Origin of the sequence: Actinoplanes xinjiangensis, assembly GCF_003148685.1 — a bacterium.
Taxonomy (GTDB): domain Bacteria; phylum Actinomycetota; class Actinomycetes; order Mycobacteriales; family Micromonosporaceae; genus Actinoplanes; species Actinoplanes xinjiangensis.
The window spans coordinates 1-23,914 of sequence record NZ_QGGR01000034.1; the positions used below are offsets into that span (position 1 = coordinate 1).

Consider the following 23,914-nt stretch of genomic DNA (forward strand, 5'->3'; position numbering starts at 1 on the left):
ACACCCCCCGGATCATGCGTACGACAGGGGCAGTAAGTCATACCGGACCGAGCGACCGAGCAGTCCCCGGTGGGGACGATCAAAAAGGTAACGGGCGTTACGGCGTTCTGGGGGTGGGGTCGAGGGGGGCCGGGGTGGTCGCGTCGAGCATGCGGGTGGCGATGTCGCGGGCGGCGGTGAGGACCTCGGGGCCGCCCAGGATGCGGTAGGGGACCGGGATGGCGGTGAGCTGGCGGGCATACCAGTAGGGGGCGCTGGTGGTGCCGGTGAGCACGGTGGTTCCGGGCCGGGGGCCGGGCCGCAGGGTGCCGAGGGCGGTGCCGGCGCTCTCCGCGACCCGGTCGGGTTCGGCGTGGATCAGGATCTCCGCGTCGTACTCCCAGCCGGTCGCCAGGTGTTCGTCGAGGACGGCGATCGGGTCGAGGCCGGACGGCGGGACGAACCCGGTGGGCAGGATGTCGACCCGGGTGACCCGGTCGATCCGGTAGGTGCGGCGGGCGGCCGGGCGATGGGCGTGGCAGAGCAGGTACCACCGGCCGTGCCGGACGACGATCGCCCACGGGTCGGCGTCGGTCGTCCACTCGTTGCCGGCCTCGGAGCGGTAGTTCACCCGTACCGTCTGATTCTGGGCGCAAGCCTGCACCAACCGTGACGTGATCTCGGGGTCGGGCCGGGCCGCCGCCCGGTCGGGCGCGGGCGCCGCGGTCCGGCGGACCGCCTCGACCTGGGCGCCCAGCGCCTCCGGCAGGACCCGGACGATCTTGCCGAGTGCGCTGCCGACCGGATCGGTGGTGTCACCGGCCGCGTGATGGCCGTCGAGCACCGCCATGACCAGTCCCAGCGCCTCGGCCTGGGTGAAGATCAGCGGCGCGGGGCGGGCGCCACGGCCGACGCGGTAGCCGCCGTAGGGGCCGCGGACCGACTCGATCGGGATGCCGGCCTCGCGAAGGATCGCGATGTAGCGGCGGGCGGCCCGGTCGGAGATGCCGCCGAGGCGCTCGGCCAGCCGGTCGGCGGTGATGCCGGGGCTGCCCTGCACGGCCTCGAACGCCATGAGGGCCCGCGCGGTCGGGCTCTCCATCGCACCCCCGGCAGATCCGTCGTACCCCCGGCGGATTCCGGAAGCCGTTCGTCCGGAACCGAGATTAGCGTGCGGGCATGACTCTGACCGGACCACCCGCGGCGGGCAACGAGGTGGACACGCTCATCGGTTCGCTGGAGCGGCAGCGCCGCATCTTCGCCTGGAAGACCGGCGGGCTCGACTCCGACGGACTGCGGGCCACCGCCGCGGCCAGCTCGATCACCCTCGGCGGGCTGCTCAAGCATCTGGCGCTCTGCGAGGACATGTATTTCTCGATCCGGCTCGGGCGGCAGCCGGCGGCGCTGTGGCGGGACGTCGACTGGGACACCGAGGCCGACTGGGAGTGGCGCAGCGCGGCCGGCGACAGCCCGGAGTTCCTCTACGCGCTCTGGCAGGAGTGTGTGGAACGCTCCCGCGCCAACATCGCCGAGGCGGCCGGCGCGGGCGGCCTGGATCATCCGGCCGATTTCACCCGGCCGGACGGGCGTACGCCGAGCCTGCGCCGGATGGTGATCGACATGATCGAGGAGTACGCCCGGCACGTCGGTCACGCCGACCTGATCCGCGAGTCGATCGACGGCCTGACCGGTGAGGATCCGCCGGAGTAGATCAGGCCGTGGGGATCTCGAAGAGCATGCAGCTGGAGGTGGCGTGGGCGATCAGGCGGCCGGCCGAGTCGGTGATCCGGGCCTCGGCGAGGGCGGTCCGCCGGCCGCGCTGGAGCACACTGCCGGTGCAGGTGAGCCGTCCGGAGGCGATGGTGACCGGGCGGAGGAACTTCACGTTGAGGTCCATGCTCGTGTAACCGACCCCGGCGGGCAGCGTGCTGTGCACCGAGCAGGCGGCGGCGGTGTCGAGCAGCGTGGAGAGGACTCCGCCGTGCACCGTGCCGAGCGGGTTGTAGTGGAACTCCTGCGGGTCCAGCTCGACGGTGACGCTGCCCTCGTCGACCCGCATGCCGACCGTGTCGATCAGGTGCATGATCGGTGGCGCCGGGAATTCGCCGGCCGACATGGCCCGCAGGAGCTCCAGCCCGCTGCGCCGGCCGATCTGGCTCGCATGCTCGGCCGGGTCGGTCCACCCGAAGGTCCGGGTACGGGTGTCGTCCTGGGTCTGCGTCATGGATGCAGGCTCGCAGAGGCTTGATGAGTCTGTCAACGAGACTTAGCCTTCCTCACATGACCACTCCCCCCGCCCTGAACTGGTCCGTCGACAACTGCACCGTCGAACGCGCGATGGCCATCCTCGGCGAGAAGTGGTCTCTCGTGGTGCTGCGCGAGGTGTTCTCCGGCATCCGGCGCTTCGACGACATGCGGGTGCGCACCGGCGTACCCCGTCAGGTCCTCACCAACCGCCTCAACAGCCTGGTCGAGAACGGGGTGCTGCGCCGTGAGCCGTACCGGGAACCGGGCTCTCGCGTCCGCCACGAGTACCGGCTCACCGAGAAGGGCTTCGACCTCTACCCGGTGATGATCGCGCTCGCCGGCTGGGGCAACCGCTATCTGGCCGACGCTGAGGGCCCGCCCATCCAGTACGCCCACCGCGACTGCGGCGCCGAACTCCACATCGCCGTCACCTGCGCGGACGGGCATCTCGTCGAGAAGCAGCGGGAGATCCAGCCCCGGCCGGGCCCGGGTGCACGGCTACGCTCGCCCGATGCTGGATGCTGATCAGGCCGCCGACTACACCGGCCGCTACGACGACATCGATCCCGGCATTCTGAGCGACGGCTCCTGGCTGCTGGACCGGCCGGAGTTCTGGGCCGGGCTGCTCGACGGCTTCGCCGACACCGACCTGGCCGGCGCCGTCATCGACGCCGCCCCGGGCACGCCCGGCCTGTGGGCGGAGGTGGCCGCGTCGGGCCGCTGGCCGGTGCTGCGGTTCGGCGCCGGCGACTCCGACCTCGCGGTGATCCAGTGGCACGGCCACGACGACGAGGGCGGCCTGGACTACGTGGTGCTGCCGGCCGGCACGGGCCGGTGCCTGAGCGTCGCCTCGGTCGAGGGGCACGGCTGGGGCCCGGGTCTCTCCTGGCCGGAGGCTCTCCGGCTGGTCGAGCGCGGCCGGCTCGGGACTCCCGCGCAGCGCCTGGTCCTGCTGCACCCGGCCATCGGCGACAGCGACGCCCCGGCCACCGCGGCCGACCTGCTCGCCGACGCGCTGATCGCGGTCTGCGCCCCGGACGCGAAACCCACCGAAGCCCTGGAGACGGCCCGGCAGTTGCTGGACCGGCCGGCCCGCTGGTCCGATCAGGACGGCGCACTGGTCTGCGACGCCGGGTCGTCGCCCCGGCGGGCCGGCGGGTTCCCGCCCGGGGACCTGGCACTGGTCACCCGGGCGTTGTCCTGGCGGAACCCACCGGAGGCGTTCAGCGCGAGGAGCTGAGCGGGAGCCCGCGCACCAGCATGCGGTGCGAACGCCAGCCGGGGAACGGGATCAGGTCCCCGACGTGCTCGAATCTGAGGCGCTGGAGGGCGTGCCACACCCGGGTGTTGGTCTCGGCGACCGCGAGTGAGACGCGCTCCTCCTTACGCTGATCGAGCAGCTCCGCCACCATCCGGACGCCGAGCCGGTGCCGCTGCTGGGCCGGGTCGACGAACGCCTCGCAGATGGCGAACGTGCGGCCCTCCCACTCGGCGACCAGATCGGGATCGTTCACATCGGTCATGTCGCGCCACCAGAGGGTCTCCGCCGGCAGTGGACAGCCCATCACGGTCCCGGCCAGTTCACCGTCCACGTAGCCGAGTGCGGCCTGGAAGCCGGGCGCCTCGGCGGTCCAGCGGAGACGGTCCTCGACCGACGGTGCGCTGTGGTCGGTCAGGTGCAGATCGGCGGCGTGGACCCGTCGATACACCGCGGCAAGTTCATCGATGTCAACCTTCTCGGCAAGGATGACTTTACTTATATTTTCAGACATTTCGACTCATGCGTGCCCCCACGCCTGAACCTCCGTTAACTAGGTAAGGTAAGGCTTACCTAATCAGAAGATCATTCGTATTGGCAAATCCAGCTATGCGGCCGCTTGGGCCTGCTGATGACGCTCGTGCGATTCGAGGACACGGGGCCACAGAACAGCCCGATCCGGCCCCGGAAGAACAATGCCGAAAATGTCGGCGAGCGCATGGAAATAGGTGACTTCATCGGGCAGTACGGTCCGCGACGGATCCGCGCCGATCCGGGTCAGCGTCAGGCCCCGCAGCACATCGGCGCCGGTCGCGTCCCGGCGCGCGGCCATCGCGACCCGCACGAAACCCGACTCCGGCGAGGTGATCAACTCCTCGTGCCGCTCCCGGAAGTCCGCCATCCGGGCGGGGCCGGCCCGGAAATCCATCCCCCGGAAGCCGCCCTGCGGGTCGTGGTCGAACCGCCACCCACCCGGCTCCACCCCGGACCGGCGCAGGCCGTACCGGAAAGGCCCGTCGGTGTAGGTGCCCTCGACCAGCGGAAGCGGACCGTGCAGGCCGTCACCCATGCCGAGGTCGGCCAGCCAGTCGCCGCCGGGCGACTCGGCCGACGGCAGACCCGAGACGGTGAGCACCAGATGGTTCCCGGTGGCCCCGGCCGGCGGGTCGGCGTTGCCCTGCACGCCGCCGACATGCCGGGTGACCTGATATCCCAGCGCCCGCAGCAACGCCGAGAACGCCCCGTTCAGATGGAAGCAGTAGCCACCGCGCCCGTTCACGATCCGCCGGGCCGACTCGACCGGGCAGACCGTCGTCGGCCGGTCCAGATGGATCTCCAGGCACTCGTAGGGCACCCGCTCGGCATGCGCCCGGTGCAGCGCCCGCAGCGCCGGCACGGACGGCTCGTGCCCGGCCAGTTCCGGCAGACCGAGACGCGCGAGATAACCGGGTACGTCGATGGTGTCGGACATGCGCACACGCTAGCCGCATACGATCCACGGGTGACGATCAGCGACACCCGGTCCCGGCGGCCGATCATCACCGTTCTGGTCGTCTGCCAGAGCAGCATCGGCCTGATCTTCGGCGGGATCGGGCTGTTCCTGCCACTCATCCGCACCGACCTGGGCCTCACCTTCACCCAGGCCGGCACCCTCGCCGCGGCGAGCAACCTGACGTACGCCCTCATGCAGGTCCCGTCCGGCTACCTCGCCGACCGGTTCACCCCACGACGGCTGTTCATGATCGGGCTGCTCGGCATGAACCTGCTGGCGATGCTGTTCGCGGTGCTCGACTCGTACCCCCTGCTCCTGATCGATCAGGCGCTCGCCGGTTTCTTCCGGGCCCTGGTCTTCACCCCCGGCATGCTGCTGATGACCCGGCTGTTCCCGTCCGGCCGGCGCGCCACCGCGATGGGCCTCTACGTGGTCGGCGGCTTCTCGTCGAACATCCTGCTCAGCGCCGTCGGGCCACTGCTGGTCGGCCCGCTCGGATGGCGGCTGCTGTTCCTGCTGTTCGCCGGCTTCGGGTTGCTGTCGCTGCTCCTCTACCGGTTCCTGGCCGGTCCGGCGACCCCACAGAAGACGATCTCGACGGTACGGTTCACCGAACTGCCCCACCTGATCCGGAAGCGCATCGTGCAGCTCACCGGGGTGATCCAGTTCACCCGGCTGGCCGTGGCGCAGGGCTTCACCTTCTGGCTGCCGACCTATCTGGTCGTCGACCGCGGACAGTCCCTGGCGGCAGCGGGCCTGGTCGCGGCGGCCGCGTCGGCGATCAGCGCACCGGTGAACTACCTCGGCGGCTATCTGTCCGACCGGATCAACCGCCCACTCCTGGTCATCGGCGCATCCCTCACCGCCCTGACCGTCGGGCTCACGCTGCTCACCTATGTGCCCGGCATGATCGGGGTACTCGGCGTGGTGGCGCTGATCTCCCTCGCCATCCAGATCTACTTCGGGCCGCTGTTCGCCCTGCCCCTGCAGGTCCTCGGCGACCGCAACGCCGGCCTGATCAGCGGCTTCGGCAACTTCTGCGCCAACCTGGGCAGCTTCACCTTCGTGTACGCCCTGGGCGCCGTCAAGGACACCACCGGCTCCTTCCGGGCGGGTTTCCTCAGCCTGGCCGCCCTGTGCCTGGTGGCCCTCCTGGCCACCCGCCTCACCCGCCCCCTCCTACGCCCCTCCCCACCTGATCCCCCACCACCACCCCGCTGACCCGCACTCCAACCCTCCCCGCTGACCCAGCCCTTCAACACTGCTCGCCACCCGGGGCCCGCCTCTGTCCTTCCTCGCATGCCGCTGGCCCAGCCCTTCGAACTCCCCATTGACCCAGCCCTTCAACACTGCACGCCACCCGTGGCCTGCCTCTGCCCTTCCTCGCACCCCGCTGGCCCAGCCCTCGAACTCCCCGCCACCCGTGAGCCCAGCCTCTCTGCCTTACTCGCCGCCCGGCTGACTCAGCCCTCGACCTCCCCGCCGCCCGTGGGCCCAACCTCTCCGCCCTTCCTCGCCGCCCGGCTGACTCAGGCCCTCGAACTCCCCGCCACCCGTGAGCCCAACCTCCCTGCCCTTCCTCGCCGCCCGACTGACTCAGGCCCTCGACCTCCCGTCACCCGTGAACCCAACCTCTCCGCCCGGCTGACCCATCGGCTCCTCGCCTCACTCCCCACCGCCCGGTGACCCGTCCAACTTTCACCCGCTCCCCGCCACACGCTGGCCAGCGGCTCCCGACACCCGGAAGACCCGCCCCCTCCGCCACCCGGCTGCTGCCACCCCGTTTATTCACTCGCTTTCCCTCCTCGCTACCCGGCCGATTCACCCACTCCTCGCGAGACCGAGGATCCGCTCCCCACCGCCTGCTCCCGGTTGATCCACTTCGTTCTCCGGACTGCCCGGCCGTCGCCGTGGCGGCCCGCCGCTCGGCCCATCCGCCATGCACCTCAGTGCTCCGGCATATCCACGGCGATGCAGATGGGAGCGCTCCAAGCTAGGCTTGCGGCGGGACGCTGACCGAAGGACGGACACCCATGCTGATGGCCCTGCTGCTCGACGCCGCCAACATCATCGGCGGCTTGCTGCTCGCCATTCCCCTGCTCGGCCGCTTCCCGGTGATCGCCCGGCCGACCGCCAAGATCGCCCCATGGCGCTGGCTGGTCGGCATCGTCGCCCTGGTGGCGGGCGGCTACTTCCTGATCGTCCACCTGATCTCCGGGCCGCACCTGTTCCACTTCGAGGTCGTCGGCATCGCGGTCGGAGTCATCCTCGCCTGGGAACGTCTCACCGGCCGGCGGCCGCTCGCCCTCGCCACCCCGGTCCCCGCCTCCACCGCCCCCGGCTCCGGTCCCGTCCCCGGCTCTTCCTCTGGCTCTGGCTCTGGCTCTGGCTCTGGCTCTGGCTCTGGCTCTGGCTCTCCCGATCGTGCGGCGTCCCCCGCCCCGGCCGCGAGCTCTAGCCCGGCCGACCTCGCCGGCCCCGCCCTACTCGTCGCCGTATTCGGCATCATCGCCATCATCGTCGGCTTGCAGGGCCTCTTCACCCCCAACTGACCGAGAACCGCCGTCCCCGCAAGCAGCGGCCTCATGATCAGCTCGGCGTGGACGACGGCGCCGAGCAGCATCGGCGGGTGGTCTCATCCACGTTCACGAGCGGCAACTTCCGCTTCAGCCAGCCCCTGAGCAGCAGCCGCCTGTTCAGTCGGCCCCGAGCAGCAGCCGCTTGTTCAGCCAGCCCGTGAGCAGCAGCCGCCTGTTACAGCCAGCCCGTCAGCAATGGTCGCCGCCGGTCGGCGTGATCCGTCGCCTCGCGGACCGTCTCCCCCGTCGCGGCCCGAGGCCAGGATGGGATGGGGACGAGCAGGACTCGGCGCGTCAGTTAACTCTTGATCGGCTCAATCTTGAGCGGCTGAAGAGCGTTGGTGAGTAAACCCGTTTGCCGCCCAGTCTGACGCCCACTCCTTGCGGCAGCTCGTGCGAACCCGCACAGCCTGCCCGCCCCCGCGGAAGCATCAACAAGCCCGAGGGCGCGGTCCGGGGCGCGTGGTGAACGACGACGGCGGCACACGATCAGCCTGCGTGCGCACTCACCATCGCCATAACGGTCGCCAGGTCCCACGTTGTCAACTACGTGTTCATTGGTCGCCGCGATAGCGATAGCCAGTGAACACAATCGCGCTGCGTGTGCTCCCACCGTCGTCGAGAACCGCGAAGAGCGCGGACGCCTCAGCGCTCCCCATGCCGCACCCATCGATGAGAACCATGACTGCCCGCGCAACGGCGGATCAGCCCCGGCTGGCCCCCACCGCCGCCTCAGGCACCGCGAGACACCGGTGACAGCCAGCCAGACCTGCCCAGCTGGACCCCACCGCTGCCTCAGGCGTTGCCAGACAGCGGTGACAACCAGCTGGACCTGACCGGCTGGACCCCACCGCTGCCTCAGGGATCGGGAGACAGCGGTGACAGCCAGCCGAGCGGCTCTAGCTGGTTCACACCGCCGCCTCAGGCGTCACGAGACAGCGGTGACAACCAGCTGGACCTGACCGGCTGGACCCCACCGCTGCCTCAGGGATCGGGAGACAGCGGTGACAGCCAGCCGAGCGGCTCTGGCTGGATCGCAGCGCTGTTTCGGGGGTCGTGAGGCTGCGGCGACGGCCAGGGAGCAGTCGGCGAGTGAAGACGTGTACCGGACGCAGACGCTGCCTGAGAAACCGCGCACAGGGCAGAGGTTCGACTCGTCGGCTCGTCCGGGTCCGTCGTGGACGCAGGAGGCGGGCCGCACGAGCAGGAGTTGAGGGGTCGGGAGAGGGCGGTCAGGGGGTGGGGAACGGGTGGCGGAGCGGGTTGTAGGTGTCCCGGTAGGTGCGCGGGCCGATCAGCGGCAGCAGTGTGTGGCGCAGCCACGACGGGAGGGCCGCGGCGCGGGAGAAGCGGTCGGTGGCGGTCTGGACGTGCGTGACGCGGTCGCGGCGGAGGCGTTCGTAGTGGGCGCCGGCGTCGTCCCAGTCGGTGGTGGCGAGGACGTCGGCGAGGACGAGGCCGTCTTCGACGGCGAGGGCGGCGCCCTGGGCCCAGACGGGTGCGGTGGCGTGGGCGGCGTCGCCGACGAGGACGCAGCGGCCGGCGGACCAGGTCGGAGTGCGGACCTCTTCGATCGGTGAGTGGTAGAGGTCGGTCATACCGTCGAGGACGGTGCGGACCGGGGCCGGATAGTCGCGGAACGACGTTCGCAGCCAGCCGGCGTCGGCGCTGACCGGGCCGCCGCCGGTCGCCGACGCGTAGCCATAGACCTCGTGGTCGTCGACCGGGATGAGCAGGAATGCGCCGCCGGGGCCGGTCCACAGGGTCCAGCAGTCTACGCCCGGGTTCGGTGCCATGAAACGCCAGCTCGCGGCGCTGAGGAGGGCTTCGCGGGTGGCGGTGGCGCCGATCGCGGTGGCCCGGACGACCGAGCGCACGCCGTCGGCGCCGGCGACGAAACCGAAACGCTGGCCGGTGTCGTCGCCGAACTCGACGTCCGCGCCGCCGGCCACGGGACGGACCGAGGTGACCGGAAGTGATCGGCGGATGCCTGCGTCGAGGCCGTCGGCCAGCAATCCGAGGAGGTCGGTGCGGCGCACGCACCGGGGCCGTGCCTCCGGGCCCCAGAAGGCGTCCTCGTCGACTTCGAAGAGGAGCCGGTCGCGGCTGGAACGGTACTCGCGGCGCCCGGTGGGGCGGCCGATCTTGTTGAGTCCGTCGGTGAGGCCGAGTGCGGCGAACGCGGCGATCGCGTTGCCGGGCAGGTTGATCGCCAGGCCGCCGCCGTCGTCGATGCCGCGTTCGGCGACGGTCGCCGGAACGTCGCGGCGGCGCAGCGCCCGTGCCAGGGCGAGTCCCGCGATGCCGCCACCCACCACAAGTACGTCCATGACGATCCAGGGTCCCCTTCATCGACCGTCATCGGATCGTAGTGCCCACAACCGGACAGTCGGCATCGGATCGTCAGGTCCACCCGGACGGGCCCGGACTGGACGCCGGCGCCGGGCCTTCTCACCACACCGTTATCACCACACCATGGTTCCGGCGGTGAGGGCGGCGACGACGAGCGGCAGCGCGACCCGCAGGGCGCCGTCCTGGCAGAGCAGGCGCAGCCCGGCCATGATCAGCATGAGGACGACGAGGGCGACGGCCGCGGCGATGCCGATCGGGGGCACCGCGAGACCGGCGGCGAGCCCGGCACCGCCGAGGATCAGCAGGCCGGAGACCTTGCGGTATTCGGAGAGGGACACCCCGAAGTGGTACGCGGCGGCCCGCTGATCCTCGGGCGCGGCGGTCAGCCGGGCGATGCCCTGGACGCCGAAGAAGACGATGACGATGCCGGCCAGCACGGTGTTCACCCCAGCAGGCTAGTTTTCATGCTCAGGCGTGTGCAACATCCTGTGACATGGCTCGCCGGATGGCCTCCTCCGCGGCGGCTGCCGGCAGTCCGGCGGCGACCAGCACGGCGGCCGCCGCCCGGGTGCCGTCGTCGGCCCACCACTCGTCGTTCGCGGCCTGCATCATGGCCAGGGTCATCGCCTGGAGGGCCGCGGCCAGCACCGGCACCGGCAGGTGGGTGGCGAACCGCCCGCTGTCCCGGGCGCGCTCCAGCAGCGCGCGACTCTGCGCCGCGATCGGATGCAGCAGCTCCCGCAGCCCGGCCATCCCGAGGTCGCTCTCCGCCAGGGAGATGAGCAGGCGATACTGCTCGCCTGCGGTCCACAGGGTGAGCGCGAAGTCGGCCATCGCGACCTCCGGGTCGAGACCGGATCTATCGGTACGGCCGAGCGCCTCCAGCAGGTCGGCCGAGCACTTGTCGGCCAGCCCGGCCAGCAACTCGTCCCGGTTCGCGAAGTGGGCGTAGACCGTCCGCCGAACCACACCGGCCGCCTGGGCCAAGTCGTCCATGCTGGCCGCCGGCTGACGGGCCAGCAGGGTGCGCGCCGCCCGCAGGATCCGGTCCCGGTTCTCCTCGGCGTCGCGCCGCCGCCCGCGCACGGTCACTCGGCCGCCTTCTTCCCCGGCCGGCGCTTGTCACGGATCCAGATGATCGCCGGTTTGCCGTCGCCGGAGTCGCGCCGGTCGATGTCGAACAGGCCGATCGCGGTGACCAGCCCGCCGAGTTTGGGATAGCCGTAGCTGCGCGGGTCGAAGTCGGAGCGCTGCTTGGTGACGATGTGCCCGACCGCGGCCAACGGCGCCCAGCCGTCGTCACCGGAGGCGGCCTCGACCGCGGAGCGGATCAGGTTCATCAGGCTGGTGTCGCCGCGGAGCTGGGCGGACGCCGACACGGGGCTCGGCGGGGGCGCGGGCACGTCCTCCGGCTCGGACAGGTTCTCGGTGTAGATGAACTTGTCGCAGGCGGCCACGAACGGCTTCGGGGTCTTGCGTTCGCCGAACCCGTACACGGTCAGGCCGGACTCGCGGATCCGGGACGCCAGCCGGGTGAAGTCGCTGTCGCTGGAGACGATGCAGAACCCGTCGAACCGCCCGGTGTACAGCAGGTCCATCGCGTCGATGATCATCGCGGCGTCGGTGGCGTTCTTGCCGGTCGTGTAGGAGAACTGCTGGATCGGCTGGATCGACTGGGCCAGCAGCTGATCCTTCCACCCGCGCAGACTGGTGCCGGTCCAGTCGCCGTAGGCCCGCTTGACGTGCGCCGTCCCGTATTTCGCCACCTCGGCGAGCAGCCCGTCGACTATCGACGCCTGCGCGTTGTCCGCGTCGATCAGAACGGCCAGTTTCGCCGAGTTGTCATTCACCGCCACAACGACTGAGGATAGGCCCAGGCCGGCCCGCCCACCCGGCGACGGTGCCGACACGGCGCACCCGTCCCCTGCTCGGCCCCGGGACGGCCGTCACCTTCGAGACATAGATGACGCTCGAATACGGACGCTTCGGGCAGTATCGTAGGGAAATGGCGCTGTGGATGAGCCGTAGCCTGCGCACCCTGCTGAACGAGGCGGGGCCGGACGGCCGGGCCGAGGCGCTCACCGAGCTGAAGGCCGCCATCGCCGGCCGGGAGGTCACCACCCTTCCCGCGACGCTCACCCCACCGGACGCCGAGATCGCCCGCATCGCCGCCCTGCTCCTGGACGACCTGGCCGAGCTGCACCTGCTGCAACTGCGCTCAGTGGACCGCCCGGACGCGACGCGGCTCGCCACCACCAGCGCCGGCCGGTGGTTACGGACCACGCAGCTGCACCATGCGGGCCGGATGCGCCGCCGGGCCGTCGGCGTGATGTGCGCCGAGCCGCCGGACGTCCCCGAGGCCACCCACGTCCGCTATCTGACCACCGCCACCGGGATGCTGGCGTTCGGCGACTACTACGAGATGATCGCGCTGATCGTGACGTTCCCGTTCGACGGGCCCGACGATCCGCGGGCACAGCGCGGGGCCCGCGACATGGCGATGGCCAGCCAGGCCACCTCCGCCACCCGGATGCTCTTCGAGATCGACCTGGCCGGCCCGGCTCTGGACGTGGCCTACCAGTCGATGTGGGTCCGCGCGATGGCCGACGCCCGCGAGGAGGAGCTGCTCCCCACGATCCGCCGATGGCGCCGGTGGACCGGTCTCGGGGGATAGCCCGGCGCCGGCGGCGATGGGAATAGGACGGACACATTGGAGAAACAAAGGGGCTGACAAGTTCTTGACGCCGTGGCTGTGAGCGCTAACACTCTGGCAACACCCCCGTTACGCGCCCGCTGTCGATGGTGGGCGCGGTCGTCCTCGGCTGGGAGAAACATGCTGATGAGCAGGCGCCCCGGGCGCCGTAGAGCTTTCGTGCTGGCGCCCCTCACCGCATTGGCCGTCGCGGCCGGTTCCTTCGCTGTCCCGTCGGTGGCGGCCGCCGCCGACGGGCTCGTCCTCTGGTACCGACTCGACGAGTCGTCGGGCGCCGTGGCCACCGACTCGTCCGGCAACGGGCGCGACGGCACGGTCGTCGGCACCCCGGCCTGGCAGCCCGGTCAGGGTCTGGGGCTGAACGGCTCCGACACGTACGTCAAGGCGCCGAACGACCTGCTGAAGTCGCTCGACTCGGTGAGTGTCTCGTTCGATGTGAAGATCGACGCGACGCAGAGCACCCCGTACTTCCTCTACGGGTTCGGCAACACCGACGCGGCCACCGGGTACGGCAACGGTTACCTCTTCGCCACCGGGAACGGCTACCGGAACGGGATCTCCACGGGCAACTGGACGGGCGAGCAGAACACCCGGCCCGCCGACGGCCACAACCTGGCGCGCGGCACGTGGAAGACGGTCACGTACACGCAGACCGGTTCCACCGGGACCCTCTACGAGGACGGCGTCGCGGTGGCCACGAACACCGCGATCAGCGTGCTGCCGAGCGCGATCGGCGGTGGCACGACGACGGCGAACCACTTCGGTAGGTCGAACTACACCGGGGACCGGCTGCTGAAGGGCCGGCTCCGGGACGTACGGGTCTATGACCGGGCACTGAACGCCGGCGAGGTGGAGACCCTGGCGGAGAGCGCGAACACCGAGGCGGTCACGGCCGACGTCGCGGCGCTGGACCTGGGCGACACGAGCGGTCTGACCGCTGACCTGAATCTGCCGGCGACCGCACCGTACGGCTCGAGGGTCTCCTGGACCTCCAGCGACCGTGACGTGATCAGCGACGCCGGGACGATCGTGCGCCCGCCGGCCGGTGAGCCGGACGCGCACGCCACGCTGACCGCGACGCTGCGCCGCGGCAACCGGGCCGAGACCAAGACCTTCGAGGTGACGGTCCGGGCCGCGTTCGACGACGCGGCCAATGCGGAGGCCGCGGTCAACGCCCTGACGATCCACAACCTCGATGACGTACGGGGAAACCTGACGCTCCCCGCATCGGCGAGTTGGGCCTCCAGTGACCCGGCGACGATCTCCACCACCGGCGAGGTGCACCGCCCCGCCCCCGGCGCACCGGCGAAAACGGTCACGCTGACCGCGACGGTGACCGTCGGCACGGCCACCGCGACCCGTGATCTCACCGCGAAGGTGCCCCCGTTGCCGGCCGCGGAGCCGTTCGAGGGTTACCTGTTCAGCTACTTCACCGGCGAGGGCTCCTCGAACGGCGAACAGGTCTACAACGCGCTGAGCAACGGCAACGACCCGCTGAGCTGGCGTGAGATCAACAACGGGAACCCGGTGCTGACCTCGTCGCTCGGCACGCAGGGGCTGCGCGACCCGTTCATCATCCGCTCGCCGGAGGGCGACAAGTTCTACCAGATCGCCACCGATCTCAAGATCTACGGCAACGGCGACTGGGACGCCTCCCAGCGCACCGGCAGCAAGTCGATCATGGTGTGGGAGTCGACCGACCTGGTCAACTGGACCGACCAGCGCCTGGTCAAGGTCTCCCCGGACACCGCCGGCAACACCTGGGCACCGGAGGCCTTCTACTCGAAGGAGCTGGGCGCCTACGTGGTCTTCTGGGCGTCGAAGCTCTACGCCGCGGACGACCCGAACCACACCGGCAGCACCTACAACAAGATGATGTACGCGACCACCCGCGACTTCCGTACCTTCAGCGAGGCGAAGGTGTGGAAGGACCCCGGCTACTCGGTGATCGACTCCACGGTGATCGAGCACGACGGCGTCTACCACCGGATCACCAAGGACGAGCGGAACAACTCGTCGAACTCGCCGTGCAGCAAGTTCCTGATCCAGGAGAAGTCGGCCGACCTGCTCGACACCAGCTGGGACCTCCAGGCCGAGTGCATCGGCTCCGGAGCTCTCAGCCAGGGTGAGGGCCCGCTGGTCTTCAAGTCCAACTCCCCCGCTGCCAACGGCAAGGACAAGTGGTACCTGTTCATCGACGAGTACGGCGGCCGCGGTTACGTCCCGTTCTCGACGACCGACCTGAACTCGGGGGTGTGGACGCCGGAGCCGGCCTACAGCCTGCCGAAGCGCCCGCGCCACGGCACGATCCTGCCCGTCACCCGCGCCGAGTACGACCGGATCTCGGCGAAGTACGAGGAGCCGCCGACCCCGGCGGTGGGCCTGCGGTTGCGCTACCAGTTCGACGAGACGAGCGGCACGGTCGCCCGGGACACGTCCGGCAACGACTTCAACGGCACCTACGAGCGCACTCCCGCCTGGGGTACCGGTGTGCAGGACGGCTCGTTCAGGATGTCCGGCGGTGCGAACTCGCCGTACGTCACCATCCCGAACGGTGTGCTCAAGGGCGCGCAGGCCGCCACGGTGTCGGTGTGGACGAAGTGGACCGCCTCCACCACGGTCAACCAGTGGCTCTACGCACTCGGCCCGAACAGTGACAAGTACCTGTTCACCAGTCCGCGCAACGGTGGCAACGTGCTGTTCTCGGCGATCACCACCGGCTCCTGGCAGGCCGAGTCGCAACTGTCGCACAGCGCGGCCCTGCCCGGTGGCGGCTGGCAGCACATCGCGGTGACGATCGACGGGTCGACCGCGGCGATGTATCTCAACGGCACGAAGGTGGCGGGTGCGACCGGCGTGACCGTGAAGCCGTCCGACCTGTACGACGCCACGAAGGCGTACAGCGGTTACGTCGGCCGGTCGCTCTACGCGGCGGACCCGTACTACGCCGGTGAGGTCGACGACTTCCGGATCTACGACGTCGCGCTGCCGGCCGCGAAGATCCTGGAGCTGGCGGGCCGCACGACGAGCATCGGCGGCGTGACCCTGCCGGAGCTGAAGGCCGACGCGATCATCGACGACACGGCGGGCACGGTGAAGCTGCCGGTCAAGCCGGGCACCGATGTCACGCGGCTGTCTCCGTCGTTCGTGCTGGCGGCGGGCTCGAGCATCAGCCCCGCATCACCACAGGACTTCACCAGGCCGGTCACCTACCAGGTCACCGACAGCCAGGGGGCGAAACGGTCCTGGCAGGTCAGCGCCCTCGTGATGAAGTCGCCGATCATCCCCGGCCTGAATGCCGACCCGAACATCTCGGTCTTCGGCGACACCTTCTGGATCCACGCGACCACCGACGGGTTCGCCGGCTGGTCCGGCACGCGGTTCAAGGCCTGGTCGTCGAAGGACCTGGTCAACTGGACCGACCACGGGGTGATCCTGGACCTCGGGCCGGACGTGAGCTGGGCCGACGACAGCGCATGGGCACCGACGATCGCGGCGCGCAACGGCAGGTACTACTTCTACTTCAGCGGCGGCCTGGCCACCGGCAACACGGCGAAGCACCTGGGCGTCGCGGTGGCCGACTCGCCGGCCGGCCCGTTCACCGACGCGCTCGGCAGGCCCCTGGTCGCGGGCGGCACCTACCCGGGTCAGATGATCGACCCGGCGGTGTTCACCGACGACGACGGGAAGTCGTACCTGTACTGGGGCAACGGCAGCTCGTACCAGGTGCCGCTGAACGACGACATGGTGTCGTTCGACCCCGCGCTGGTGAAGACGTACAAGCCCACGAACTACAACGAGGGCGGCTTCGTCATCAAGCGGGGCGGCGTCTACTACTTCATGTGGTCGGAGAACGACACCCGCAGTGCCGACTACCGGGTGGCGTACGCGACCGGGTCGTCCCCGCTCGGGCCCTGGAGCGACCGGGTCGGCGTGATCCTGTCGAAGGACCCGTCACTGGGCATCCTCGGCACCGGTCACCACTCGGTGGTGCGGGTCCCGGGCTCGGACTCCTGGTACACCGCGTACCACCGGTTCGCGATCCCGGGCGGCGACGGCACGCACCGGGAGACCACGATCGACAAGCTGGAGTTCGCGGCGGACGGGGCGATCAAGCCGGTCGTGCCGACGCTGGAGAGCATCGCCCCGGTGACGGTCGCCGGCGCCGGGCCGGACACCGGCGGTCCCGAGGGCAGCGCCATCGCCCTGGCCGGCACGGTCTCCAACACCGCCAACCGGCCGACCTGGACGGTCCACGGCAGCGGGTGTGTCCTCGCCGACCCGCACGCCGCCGCGACCACGCTGACCTGCACCGACAACGGTTCCTACACGGTCACGCTGACCGCGGGCGACAGCAGCGACTCGGCGACGGTCACGGTGGTCAACGCGACGCCGACGGTCACCGTCCCGGGCGGGCACCCGGCGCCGGACGCGCCGGTCGCCACGAAGACCGAGATCGTCCGGAGGGTTCCGGTCCGCGACGCGGGCGCCGACACCCTCGGCTGTACGGCCACCTGGGGCGACGGATCCACGTCGGCCGGAACGGTGTCCGCGGGCGTCTGCACGGTGCGTCACCGGTACACGGTCGCCGGCCTGTTCCGGCCGTCGGTGACGGTGCGCGACGACGACGGGGCCTCGGCGAGCGGTGTCCTGCCGTTCGTGACGGTCCACCAGCCGAAGGCGGGCTACGTGGCGGGCAGCGGCTGGAGCGGGACGACCGACTTCGCGTTCCTGGCCCGGTCCGGAAAGACCTCCGGGAAGGCGTGGATCAGCACGCCGAAGGGTGTCTTCGAGTCGGCGAACCTGACTCCGGCACTGGCCTGCGGGCCGGGTGCGCTGCTGCTCGGCAGCGGGACGGTCGGCGGCGTCTCCGGGTACAGCGTCCTGGTCACGGTGGTCGACGGCCGAAAGGACGCGATCCTGATCAGGATCTGGCACACCCGTACCGGGAAGGTCGTCCATGAGGTGACCGACACCAGCCTGGACGGCGGCGGCATCGTCGCCTGACGCGGCGGAGCGGGCCGGGGGGTATCCCGGCCCGCTCGACATTGACATCCATATAGCCAAATGTTTACGTAAACATCCCACCGGGCTGGTTCCCACCGCTGTCTCAACGTCCTTGAGACGACGGTGAGGGCCAGCCGACGAAACGAGGGACTGCGATGAAGATTCGAGCGCTCCTCACGGCCACGGCGCTGGCCGTCTCGACCCTGGCAGCACCGGCGACGGCCGCCCCCGCGGCCGCCGCCACCACCACGATCACCATCGACCCGAGTTACCGCGGACCGGAGTGGGAGGGCTGGGGCACCAGCCTCGCCTGGCTCTCGCACGCCACCGGCGACTACCCCGACGAGATCCGCAACCGGCTCGCCGACCTGCTCTTCGGCGCCGACGGACTGAACCTCAACATCGCCCGCTACAACATCGGCGGCGGCAACGCCCCGACCGTGCGCTCCTACCTGCGGCCCGGCGGCGACGTCCCGGGCTGGTGGAAGGCACCGTCCGGCTACACCCCGGCCGACTCCGACTGGTGGGATCCGGCTAACCCGGAGCACTGGGACTGGAACGCCGACGCGAACCAGCGCTGGTGGGTGGACCGGATCAAGGCCGACATCGACCACTGGGAGACGTTCAGCAACTCGCCGCCCTGGTTCCAGACCGTCAGTGGCTACGTGAGCGGCGGCTTCGACCCCAACACCGATCAGATCCGCGCCGACCGGCTCGACGAGTTCGCCACCTACCTGGTCCGGGTCACCGAGTTCCTCGAGAAGACGCACGGCATCACGGTCGACGCCATCGAGCCGCTCAACGAGCCGAACACGAACTACTGGCGTACCACCCTGGGATCTGACGGCCAGCCGACCGGAGGCCGTCAGGAGGGCGCCCACGCCGGGCCCGCGCTCCAGGCCGCGGTGATCGAGGCGCTGCGGCGTGCCGCGCCGGACCGCGCCATCGCGGCACCCGACGAGACCAACCCGGGGACGCTCGTCACCGACTGGTACGGCATGACCCCCGCCGCCCGGGACGCGGTCGACCGGATCAACGTGCACACCTACGGCACCGGCGGCCGGACCAGCGTGCGGGACATCGCCAAGGCCGAGCAGCGGCCGCTGTGGATGAGCGAGGTCGAGGGCAGCTGGGGCAAGGACTTCACCAGCATGGACTCGGGTCTCGGAATGGCCCAGCGGATCATCGACGACCTGCGGGAGCTGGAGCCGTCGGCCTGGGTGCTGTGGCAGCCGGTCGAGGACGCGGAGAACATGGTCGCCGAGGGCAACCTGCAATGGGGATCCATCCACGTGCCGTTCGACTGCACGGCGACGGACACCCTGGCCACGTGCCCGGTGCGGACCAACACCAAGTTCGACACGATCCGGAACTTCACCCACTACGTCAAGCCGGGCGATCACCTGGTGAAGACCGACAGCACCCGCAGCATCGCCGCGGTGTCCCCGACCGGCGCGACCGTCGTGCACGCCAACCCGGCCGCGACCGGTGAGACGGTCACGCTCGACCTGTCCGGATTCGACATCAGGAGGGCGACCGTCACCCCGGTCGTCACCGCCGCGAGCGGCAAGCTCGTCCGGGGGACACCGGTCCGCGTCACCGGCACGAAGGCGACCCTCACCGTACCCGCGCAGTCGGTCACGACGTTCCTGGTCAGCGGCGTCACCGACCCGGGCGCGACGCACCTGTCGGCCGACCGCACCTACCGGCTCCAGGGGGTGGCCAGCGGGCGCTCGCTCACCCCGTCCGGTGACGGCATCGTGATCCGGACCGGCGACACCACGGCCGCGAACCAGCTGTGGACCGTCCAGCCGTCCGGGAACGACCGCTACCAGGTGATCAACGCGGGCACCGGGCAGCGGCTCGCGGTCCGGGACGGACGGGCCGTCGCGGAGACCGCCGGCACCGTCGACGACGGGGCGCTGTGGCTCTTCTCCACCACCGGCGACGGCACGTACACGCTCGTCAACGTGGGGGCACGACGGCTGCTCGACGTGAACGGGGAGGCCACCGCCGACGGGTCCCCGGTCGGGACCTACCTGCCCACCTCGGCGGGCAACCAGCGGTGGGCGCTCAAGGACGAGACGGTCGGGCGTACCGAGATCGCTCTGGCCCACACCGTGCCCGGCCGGGCGCCCGTGCTCCCGGCGACGGTGACCGCCGTCCTGCCCAGCGGCGAGAGCCGCGCCCTGCCGGTCACCTGGACCCTGCCCGCCGCGTCGAAGTGGCGCAGGCCGGGCGTGGTGCTGGTCCGGGGAACCGCGACCGACACGCTCGGCAGGCGGATCGCCGCGACCGCCAAGGTGACCGTCGACGTGTGGACGGCCACCGAACCCACCCGGGCCAAGGCCTACACCGGCGGCATCCCGGCAATGCCGGGCACGGTGACCGCGGTCGGCCGGCACGGCGGGCGCGCGACCGTCCCGGTCACCTGGGGCACCGGCGACTACAGCCGCACCGGCGTCGTGACCGTGGCCGGCACCGCGCGGATCGTCGCCGGACAGACGCTGCCGGCCACGGTGCGGGTGCAGGTCACCGCGCCGTCCGAGGGGCTGCTCGACGGCATCACGGTGGGCGCCTCCTACACCGAGCCCGGCTACTCGACGGCCGGTCTCACCAACGGCAACCTCACCGACAAGGCCTGGTCGAACTGGAAGGGGTCCGGCCGCAACCCGGTCGAGACGCTGACCGCGACCCTGCCCGCCGGTGCCTCGGCAGGCCGGGCGGTGCTGCACTTCTACCCCGACAACTCGTCCGGCGGTGGCGTCGCCGCCACCGTCCAGGCCGGCACACCGACCGCCGACGGCGGCTGCCAGGTCACCGGGTCACCGATCACGGTCACGTCGGCCGTCGTCGACGTTCCGCTCGCGACCGGCTCCGCCGGCACGGTCTGCCTCCGGCTCACCCCGACGCCCGACGGCTACCTGACCGTCTCCGAGCTTCAGGTGTACGCCAAGGCGCCCGGCCGTGGCACCGACGCGTCGGTCACGTCGATCCTGGTCGACGGTGTGCCGATCAAGAAGTTCAACCCGGCCGTCACCACCTGGCGGGTGCCGGTGCGCGACCTGTCGTGCGTCCAGGTGACCGCGGTGACCACCGACCCGTACGCGACCGTCGCGGTCACCGGCTCCGGCCGTACCCGCACCGTCGTCAGTACCGGTGAGGACGGTTCCGCACAGCGCACCTACCGCATCACGCTCGTCCGCGGGCGCTGATCCGGGCCGCGGGCGCCGGCCTTCGGGTCGGCGTCCGCGGCCGTCCGCTCCCGATCAGCTCAGGCAGAGGCAGAACGGGTGCCCGGCCGGGTCGAGGAACACCCGGAACGTGGTCCCCGGCTGGGTCGCGTGCTTGGTGGCGCCGAGCGCCAGCACCGCGGCCTCGGCCGTGTCGAGGTCGTCGACGACCACGTCGAGGTGCATCTGCTGCGGTACCTCCTGCTCCGGCCAGACCGGCGCCCGATAGTTCTCGACCTGCTGGAACGAGATGCACTGCCCGTAGTCTGCCTTGAGGTCGACCCAGTCCTCGGAGGCTTCGGCCTTCCAGTCGAGCATCTCGCCGTAGAACTTCGCGAGCGCCGACGGGTCCGGGCAGTCCAGGACGATGGTGGGGAAACGTGCGATAGCCATACCGGCGATGCTAGGAAAGATTCCGGACGATCCGGTTCCGGTTTGCCCGGCGAATGCGATCCGGTACGGCCGATTCTCCCTCCGGCGTGTGCGGCGGGAGCGGAACCCGTGAGTCCCGCTCCGCCGCATATCACGCAGGACGGGCCGATTTCAGCCGGTGGTCATCGACACCCGCCTTCTTCTACGGTGATGCGAGCTCCGTTATGGACAGGAGAACAGGTAGATGAGTCACGACGACGTGGCGCCGACCCGGCGCCGATCGGTCCGTGTGCTGAGTGCGGCGGCGATCGCCACCGTGCTGACCGTCGCCCCGGCCACCGCCGCCGCGGCAGGTGGTCACGGACACGGACACGGACATGGCCACGACCAGTGCGCCAGGCAGGTCAACGACACCTACGCAGAGGTTCTGAAGTGCGTGTCGGTCGACGGGGTGCTCAAGCACCTCAAGCAGTTCCAGAGGATCGCCGACCGCAGCACCGACCCGCACTACCCCGGTAGCCGGGCGGCCGGCACCAAGGGGTACGCGGACAGCGTCAAGTACGTGTCCGGACTGCTGCGCAAGGCCGGTTACCGGGTCACCCTGGACCCGTTCGAGTTTCAGTTCGCCTTCCCGGCGGTGCTGGACCAGATCACCCCGACGGCCGCGTCGTACGAGACCGGTGCCTTCACCAACAGCCCGTCCGGCGACGTGACCGGTGGGGTCGTCCCGGTCGACATCAACCTGACCGGCACCCGGGCCAGCACCAGCGCCTGCGAGGAGGCCGACTTCACCGGCCTGGACTTCAGCGGGACCGCCGACATCGCCCTGGTCCAGCGGGGCGGCTGTGACTTCGTGATCAAGGCCCGCAACGCGGACGCCGCGGGCGCCGAGGCCGTGATCCTCTTCAACCAGGGCAACGACCCGACCCGGGAGGCCCTGATCGTCGGCACGCTGGGCGAGGCCCCGGACGTCACGATCCCGGTGGTGGGTGCCTCCTTCGCCGACGGCTCCGCCCTGGCGGCCGCCGGTTCGACGGCGCACGTGCGGGTCCTGCCGACGCAGACCCGGACCGACGTCAACGTGATCGCCGAACTGCCCGGCCGGAACCGCGACAACGTGGTGATGGCCGGTTCGCACCTGGACAGCGTGACCGCCGGCCCGGGCATCAACGACAACGGCTCCGGCTCGGCCGCGATCCTGGAGACGGCGCTGACCCTGGCGAAGACGAAGCCGCAGAACACCGTGCGGTTCGCCTGGTGGGGTGCCGAGGAGGACGGTCTGCTCGGTTCGGCGGCGTACGTCGCGGAGCTGTCCCAGGCGGAGAAGGACAAGATCGCGCTCTACCTGAACTACGACATGGTCGGCTCGCCGAACTACATCTTCCAGGTGTACGACGCGGACCAGTCGTCGTTCCCGGCGCCGGTCGTGGTGCCGGAGGGCTCGACCGCGCTCGAGGAACTCTTCGAGTCCTACTACACGTGGAAGAAGCTGCCGTACGACGACGCCGAGTTCTCCGGCCGCAGCGACTACCAGGCGTTCATCGAGGCGGGTATCCCGTCGGGCGGCCTGTTCACCGGTGCCGAGGTGGTCAAGTCGGAGCAGCAGGCCGCGATCTGGGGCGGGACGGCCGGAGCGTCGTTCGACCCGAATTACCACGAGGCCGGCGACGACATCACCAACCTGGACCTCAAGGCCCTGGAGGTGAACAGTGACCTGATCGCGTTCGCGCAGCTCACCTTCGCCTACTCGACCGAGTCGGTGAACGGCGTGCGGGGCAGGCCGGTTCCCGGCAAGCCGATCCGGCTGCCGGCCCCGGCCGGCCCGCAGGGCACCTTCAACACCGGCGACGGCGGGCACAAGCCGCACCACCCGGAGTCCTGACGTACTGACGCGGAAAGGCCCGCTCCCCGTACAGGGGGCGGGCCTTTCCGGCGATCGGTGTCAGATGTCGCGGCCGCCGGGCTCGGGCGCCGCGGTCAGGTCCATCAGCTGCTGCTGGACGTGGTTGGTCAGCGCCTCCTGGTAGCTGGTGGCGAGCTGACCAAGCCGCTCGATCTCGTCCAGCGCCGCGGCCCGCTTCTCGACCAGGCTGTCCATCGCCTCGGTGTGGTTGCGCCGGGCGTCGGACTCGATGGTCGCGGCCTTGATCTGCGCCTCGCTGACCAGCTGGTCGGCCTTGCCCTGAGCGCCGGTGATCAGCGTCTCGGACTCGCGCTGCGCGTCGCGCATGTGCTCGTCGGCGGTGCGCTGGGCCATCATCAGCACCCGCGAGTTGCGGTCGTCGTCGGCGGCGTTGAGCGTCGGCAGCGCCCCCGACGGCGCCTGACTACGGGCGCGCTGGAGCTGGTCCTGCACGTTACGGGCGTTCTGCTCGGCCCGGGCCCGCGCCTCCTGCAGCCGCTCCAACTGGGCGGCCAGGTCGGCGAACTCGTTGTTGAGGACCATCGTCGCGGCAGGGTTGCCGCCGCCACCGCCGCCACCACCGCCGCGCTGGAGCGTGTCCTTGAGGGCGCCGTTCTCCTCCAGGAGCCGGGTCAGCTCGGACTCGACCTCGTCGAGGAAGGCGTCGACCTCCTCCTCGTCGTATCCACGCTTCCCGATCGGCGGCTTCTTGAACGCCACGTTGTGAATGTCTGCTGGAGTGAGCGGCATCGTGCTCCTCGGTTCCCTTGGTTGGGTCG

At 70.5% G+C, this 23,914-nt stretch carries 19 protein-coding genes; 9 read left to right on the plus strand and 10 right to left on the minus strand.

Going from position 1 to position 23,914, the window contains the following annotated elements; genetic code table 11:
- Positions 1–97: 97 nt before the first annotated feature.
- Complete coding sequence (locus BC793_RS42020; protein ID WP_109602221.1) at positions 98–1,081, minus strand: helix-turn-helix transcriptional regulator; 984 nt, start codon at positions 1,079–1,081, stop codon at positions 98–100.
- 77 nt (positions 1,082–1,158) lie between these two features.
- Between BC793_RS42020 and BC793_RS42025 the strand changes: the two genes are divergently transcribed.
- Positions 1,159–1,689 carry a DinB family protein gene (locus tag BC793_RS42025; protein ID WP_109602222.1) on the plus strand — a complete coding sequence of 177 codons (531 nt, stop codon included), beginning with the start codon at positions 1,159–1,161 and terminating at the stop codon, positions 1,687–1,689.
- Between the two features lies 1 nt (position 1,690).
- On the opposite strand, the gene BC793_RS42030 is transcribed toward BC793_RS42025, so the two are convergent.
- Positions 1,691–2,203, minus strand: coding sequence for a PaaI family thioesterase (locus BC793_RS42030; RefSeq protein WP_109602223.1), 513 nt, complete (start codon positions 2,201–2,203; stop codon positions 1,691–1,693).
- A gap of 56 nt (positions 2,204–2,259) precedes the next feature.
- On the opposite strand from BC793_RS42030, the gene BC793_RS42035 reads away from it, so the two are divergent.
- Together BC793_RS42035 and BC793_RS42040 are read left to right on the plus strand one after the other, a co-directional pair.
- A complete protein-coding gene (locus BC793_RS42035) occupies positions 2,260–2,751 on the plus strand; it encodes a winged helix-turn-helix transcriptional regulator (RefSeq protein WP_109602224.1) in 492 nt (163 codons plus the stop codon).
- Positions 2,738–3,466: a hypothetical protein gene (locus BC793_RS42040; protein WP_109602225.1), complete on the plus strand. Its 729-nt coding sequence runs from the start codon at positions 2,738–2,740 to the stop codon at positions 3,464–3,466. The genes BC793_RS42035 and BC793_RS42040 overlap by 14 nt, the downstream gene beginning before the upstream one ends.
- Here the strand turns inward: BC793_RS42040 and BC793_RS42045 are convergent.
- Together BC793_RS42045 and BC793_RS42050 are read right to left on the minus strand one after the other, a co-directional pair.
- Positions 3,450–3,935: a GNAT family N-acetyltransferase gene (locus tag BC793_RS42045; protein WP_239170630.1), complete on the minus strand. Its 486-nt coding sequence runs from the start codon at positions 3,933–3,935 to the stop codon at positions 3,450–3,452. The genes BC793_RS42040 and BC793_RS42045 overlap by 17 nt on opposite strands.
- Positions 3,936–4,091: 156 nt before the next feature.
- Positions 4,092–4,955: an arylamine N-acetyltransferase family protein gene (locus BC793_RS42050; protein ID WP_109602227.1), complete on the minus strand. Its 864-nt coding sequence runs from the start codon at positions 4,953–4,955 to the stop codon at positions 4,092–4,094.
- Between the two features lie 30 nt (positions 4,956–4,985).
- Between BC793_RS42050 and BC793_RS42055 the strand changes: the two genes are divergently transcribed.
- Positions 4,986–6,197 carry an MFS transporter gene (locus BC793_RS42055; protein ID WP_239170629.1) on the plus strand — a complete coding sequence of 404 codons (1,212 nt, stop codon included), beginning with the start codon at positions 4,986–4,988 and terminating at the stop codon, positions 6,195–6,197.
- An 812-nt stretch (positions 6,198–7,009) separates the two neighbouring features.
- Positions 7,010–7,528, plus strand: a complete 519-nt coding sequence (locus BC793_RS50845; protein WP_203896590.1) for a hypothetical protein — start codon at positions 7,010–7,012, stop codon at positions 7,526–7,528.
- A gap of 1,259 nt (positions 7,529–8,787) precedes the next feature.
- Here BC793_RS50845 and BC793_RS42065 read toward each other — a convergent pair.
- The 4 genes from BC793_RS42065 to BC793_RS42080 all read right to left on the minus strand — a co-directional run bounded on the left by BC793_RS42065 (position 8,788) and on the right by BC793_RS42080 (position 11,763).
- The gene (locus tag BC793_RS42065) at positions 8,788–9,885 is read right to left on the minus strand and encodes an FAD-dependent monooxygenase (RefSeq protein WP_373871309.1); all 1,098 of its coding nucleotides are present in this window, start codon (positions 9,883–9,885) and stop codon (positions 8,788–8,790) included.
- Between the two features lie 135 nt (positions 9,886–10,020).
- Positions 10,021–10,353 carry a DoxX family protein gene (locus BC793_RS42070; protein ID WP_109602230.1) on the minus strand — a complete coding sequence of 111 codons (333 nt, stop codon included), beginning with the start codon at positions 10,351–10,353 and terminating at the stop codon, positions 10,021–10,023.
- Positions 10,354–10,375: 22 nt separating this feature from the next.
- Positions 10,376–10,999 (minus strand): TetR/AcrR family transcriptional regulator, encoded by a 624-nt coding sequence (locus BC793_RS42075; RefSeq protein WP_109602231.1) that lies wholly within the window; start codon positions 10,997–10,999, stop codon positions 10,376–10,378.
- Entirely contained in the window at positions 10,996–11,763 is a 768-nt protein-coding gene (locus BC793_RS42080; protein ID WP_239170628.1) for an NYN domain-containing protein, read from the minus strand. Before BC793_RS42080 ends, BC793_RS42075 begins: the two co-directional genes overlap by 4 nt.
- A gap of 149 nt (positions 11,764–11,912) precedes the next feature.
- On the opposite strand from BC793_RS42080, the gene BC793_RS42085 reads away from it, so the two are divergent.
- From BC793_RS42085 to BC793_RS42095, 3 genes are all read left to right on the plus strand, one after another.
- Positions 11,913–12,581 carry a hypothetical protein gene (locus tag BC793_RS42085; protein ID WP_109602232.1) on the plus strand — a complete coding sequence of 223 codons (669 nt, stop codon included), beginning with the start codon at positions 11,913–11,915 and terminating at the stop codon, positions 12,579–12,581.
- 165 nt (positions 12,582–12,746) lie between these two features.
- Complete coding sequence (locus BC793_RS42090; protein WP_203896589.1) at positions 12,747–17,627, plus strand: family 43 glycosylhydrolase; 4,881 nt, start codon at positions 12,747–12,749, stop codon at positions 17,625–17,627.
- Between the two features lie 155 nt (positions 17,628–17,782).
- A complete protein-coding gene (locus BC793_RS42095; RefSeq protein WP_109602234.1) occupies positions 17,783–20,842 on the plus strand; it encodes an RICIN domain-containing protein in 3,060 nt (1,019 codons plus the stop codon).
- Between the two features lie 54 nt (positions 20,843–20,896).
- Here BC793_RS42095 and BC793_RS42100 read toward each other — a convergent pair whose 3' ends face one another.
- On the minus strand, positions 20,897–21,253 hold the full coding sequence (locus tag BC793_RS42100; protein ID WP_109602235.1) for a VOC family protein: 357 nt from the start codon (positions 21,251–21,253) through the stop codon (positions 20,897–20,899).
- Positions 21,254–21,476: 223 nt separating this feature from the next.
- Between BC793_RS42100 and BC793_RS42105 the strand changes: the two genes are divergently transcribed.
- On the plus strand, positions 21,477–23,114 hold the full coding sequence (locus BC793_RS42105) for a M28 family metallopeptidase (protein WP_109602236.1): 1,638 nt from the start codon (positions 21,477–21,479) through the stop codon (positions 23,112–23,114).
- 60 nt (positions 23,115–23,174) lie between these two features.
- Here BC793_RS42105 and BC793_RS52570 read toward each other — a convergent pair whose 3' ends face one another.
- Positions 23,175–23,885: a DivIVA domain-containing protein gene (locus BC793_RS52570; RefSeq protein ID WP_109602237.1), complete on the minus strand. Its 711-nt coding sequence runs from the start codon at positions 23,883–23,885 to the stop codon at positions 23,175–23,177.
- Positions 23,886–23,914 lie beyond the last annotated feature (29 nt).

Bases quoted from the DNA above. Each gene is read 5' to 3' on its own strand.
- BC793_RS42030 (WP_109602223.1), bottom strand. From the start codon at position 2,203: ATGACGCAGACCCAGGACGACACCCGTACCCGGACCTTCGGGTGGACC.
- BC793_RS42050 (WP_109602227.1), bottom strand. From the start codon at position 4,955: ATGTCCGACACCATCGACGTACCCGGTTATCTCGCGCGTCTCGGTCTG.
- BC793_RS42065 (WP_373871309.1), bottom strand. From the start codon at position 9,885: ATGGACGTACTTGTGGTGGGTGGCGGCATCGCGGGACTCGCCCTGGCA.
- BC793_RS42040 (WP_109602225.1), top strand. From the start codon at position 2,738: ATGCTGGATGCTGATCAGGCCGCCGACTACACCGGCCGCTACGACGAC.
- BC793_RS42085 (WP_109602232.1), top strand. From the start codon at position 11,913: ATGGCGCTGTGGATGAGCCGTAGCCTGCGCACCCTGCTGAACGAGGCG.
- BC793_RS42035 (WP_109602224.1), top strand. From the start codon at position 2,260: ATGACCACTCCCCCCGCCCTGAACTGGTCCGTCGACAACTGCACCGTC.
- BC793_RS50845 (WP_203896590.1), top strand. From the start codon at position 7,010: ATGCTGATGGCCCTGCTGCTCGACGCCGCCAACATCATCGGCGGCTTG.
- BC793_RS42105 (WP_109602236.1), top strand. From the start codon at position 21,477: ATGAGTCACGACGACGTGGCGCCGACCCGGCGCCGATCGGTCCGTGTG.
- BC793_RS42025 (WP_109602222.1), top strand. From the start codon at position 1,159: ATGACTCTGACCGGACCACCCGCGGCGGGCAACGAGGTGGACACGCTC.
- BC793_RS52570 (WP_109602237.1), bottom strand. From the start codon at position 23,885: ATGCCGCTCACTCCAGCAGACATTCACAACGTGGCGTTCAAGAAGCCG.
- BC793_RS42090 (WP_203896589.1), top strand. From the start codon at position 12,747: ATGAGCAGGCGCCCCGGGCGCCGTAGAGCTTTCGTGCTGGCGCCCCTC.
- BC793_RS42095 (WP_109602234.1), top strand. From the start codon at position 17,783: ATGAAGATTCGAGCGCTCCTCACGGCCACGGCGCTGGCCGTCTCGACC.
- BC793_RS42100 (WP_109602235.1), bottom strand. From the start codon at position 21,253: ATGGCTATCGCACGTTTCCCCACCATCGTCCTGGACTGCCCGGACCCG.
- BC793_RS42020 (WP_109602221.1), bottom strand. From the start codon at position 1,081: ATGGAGAGCCCGACCGCGCGGGCCCTCATGGCGTTCGAGGCCGTGCAG.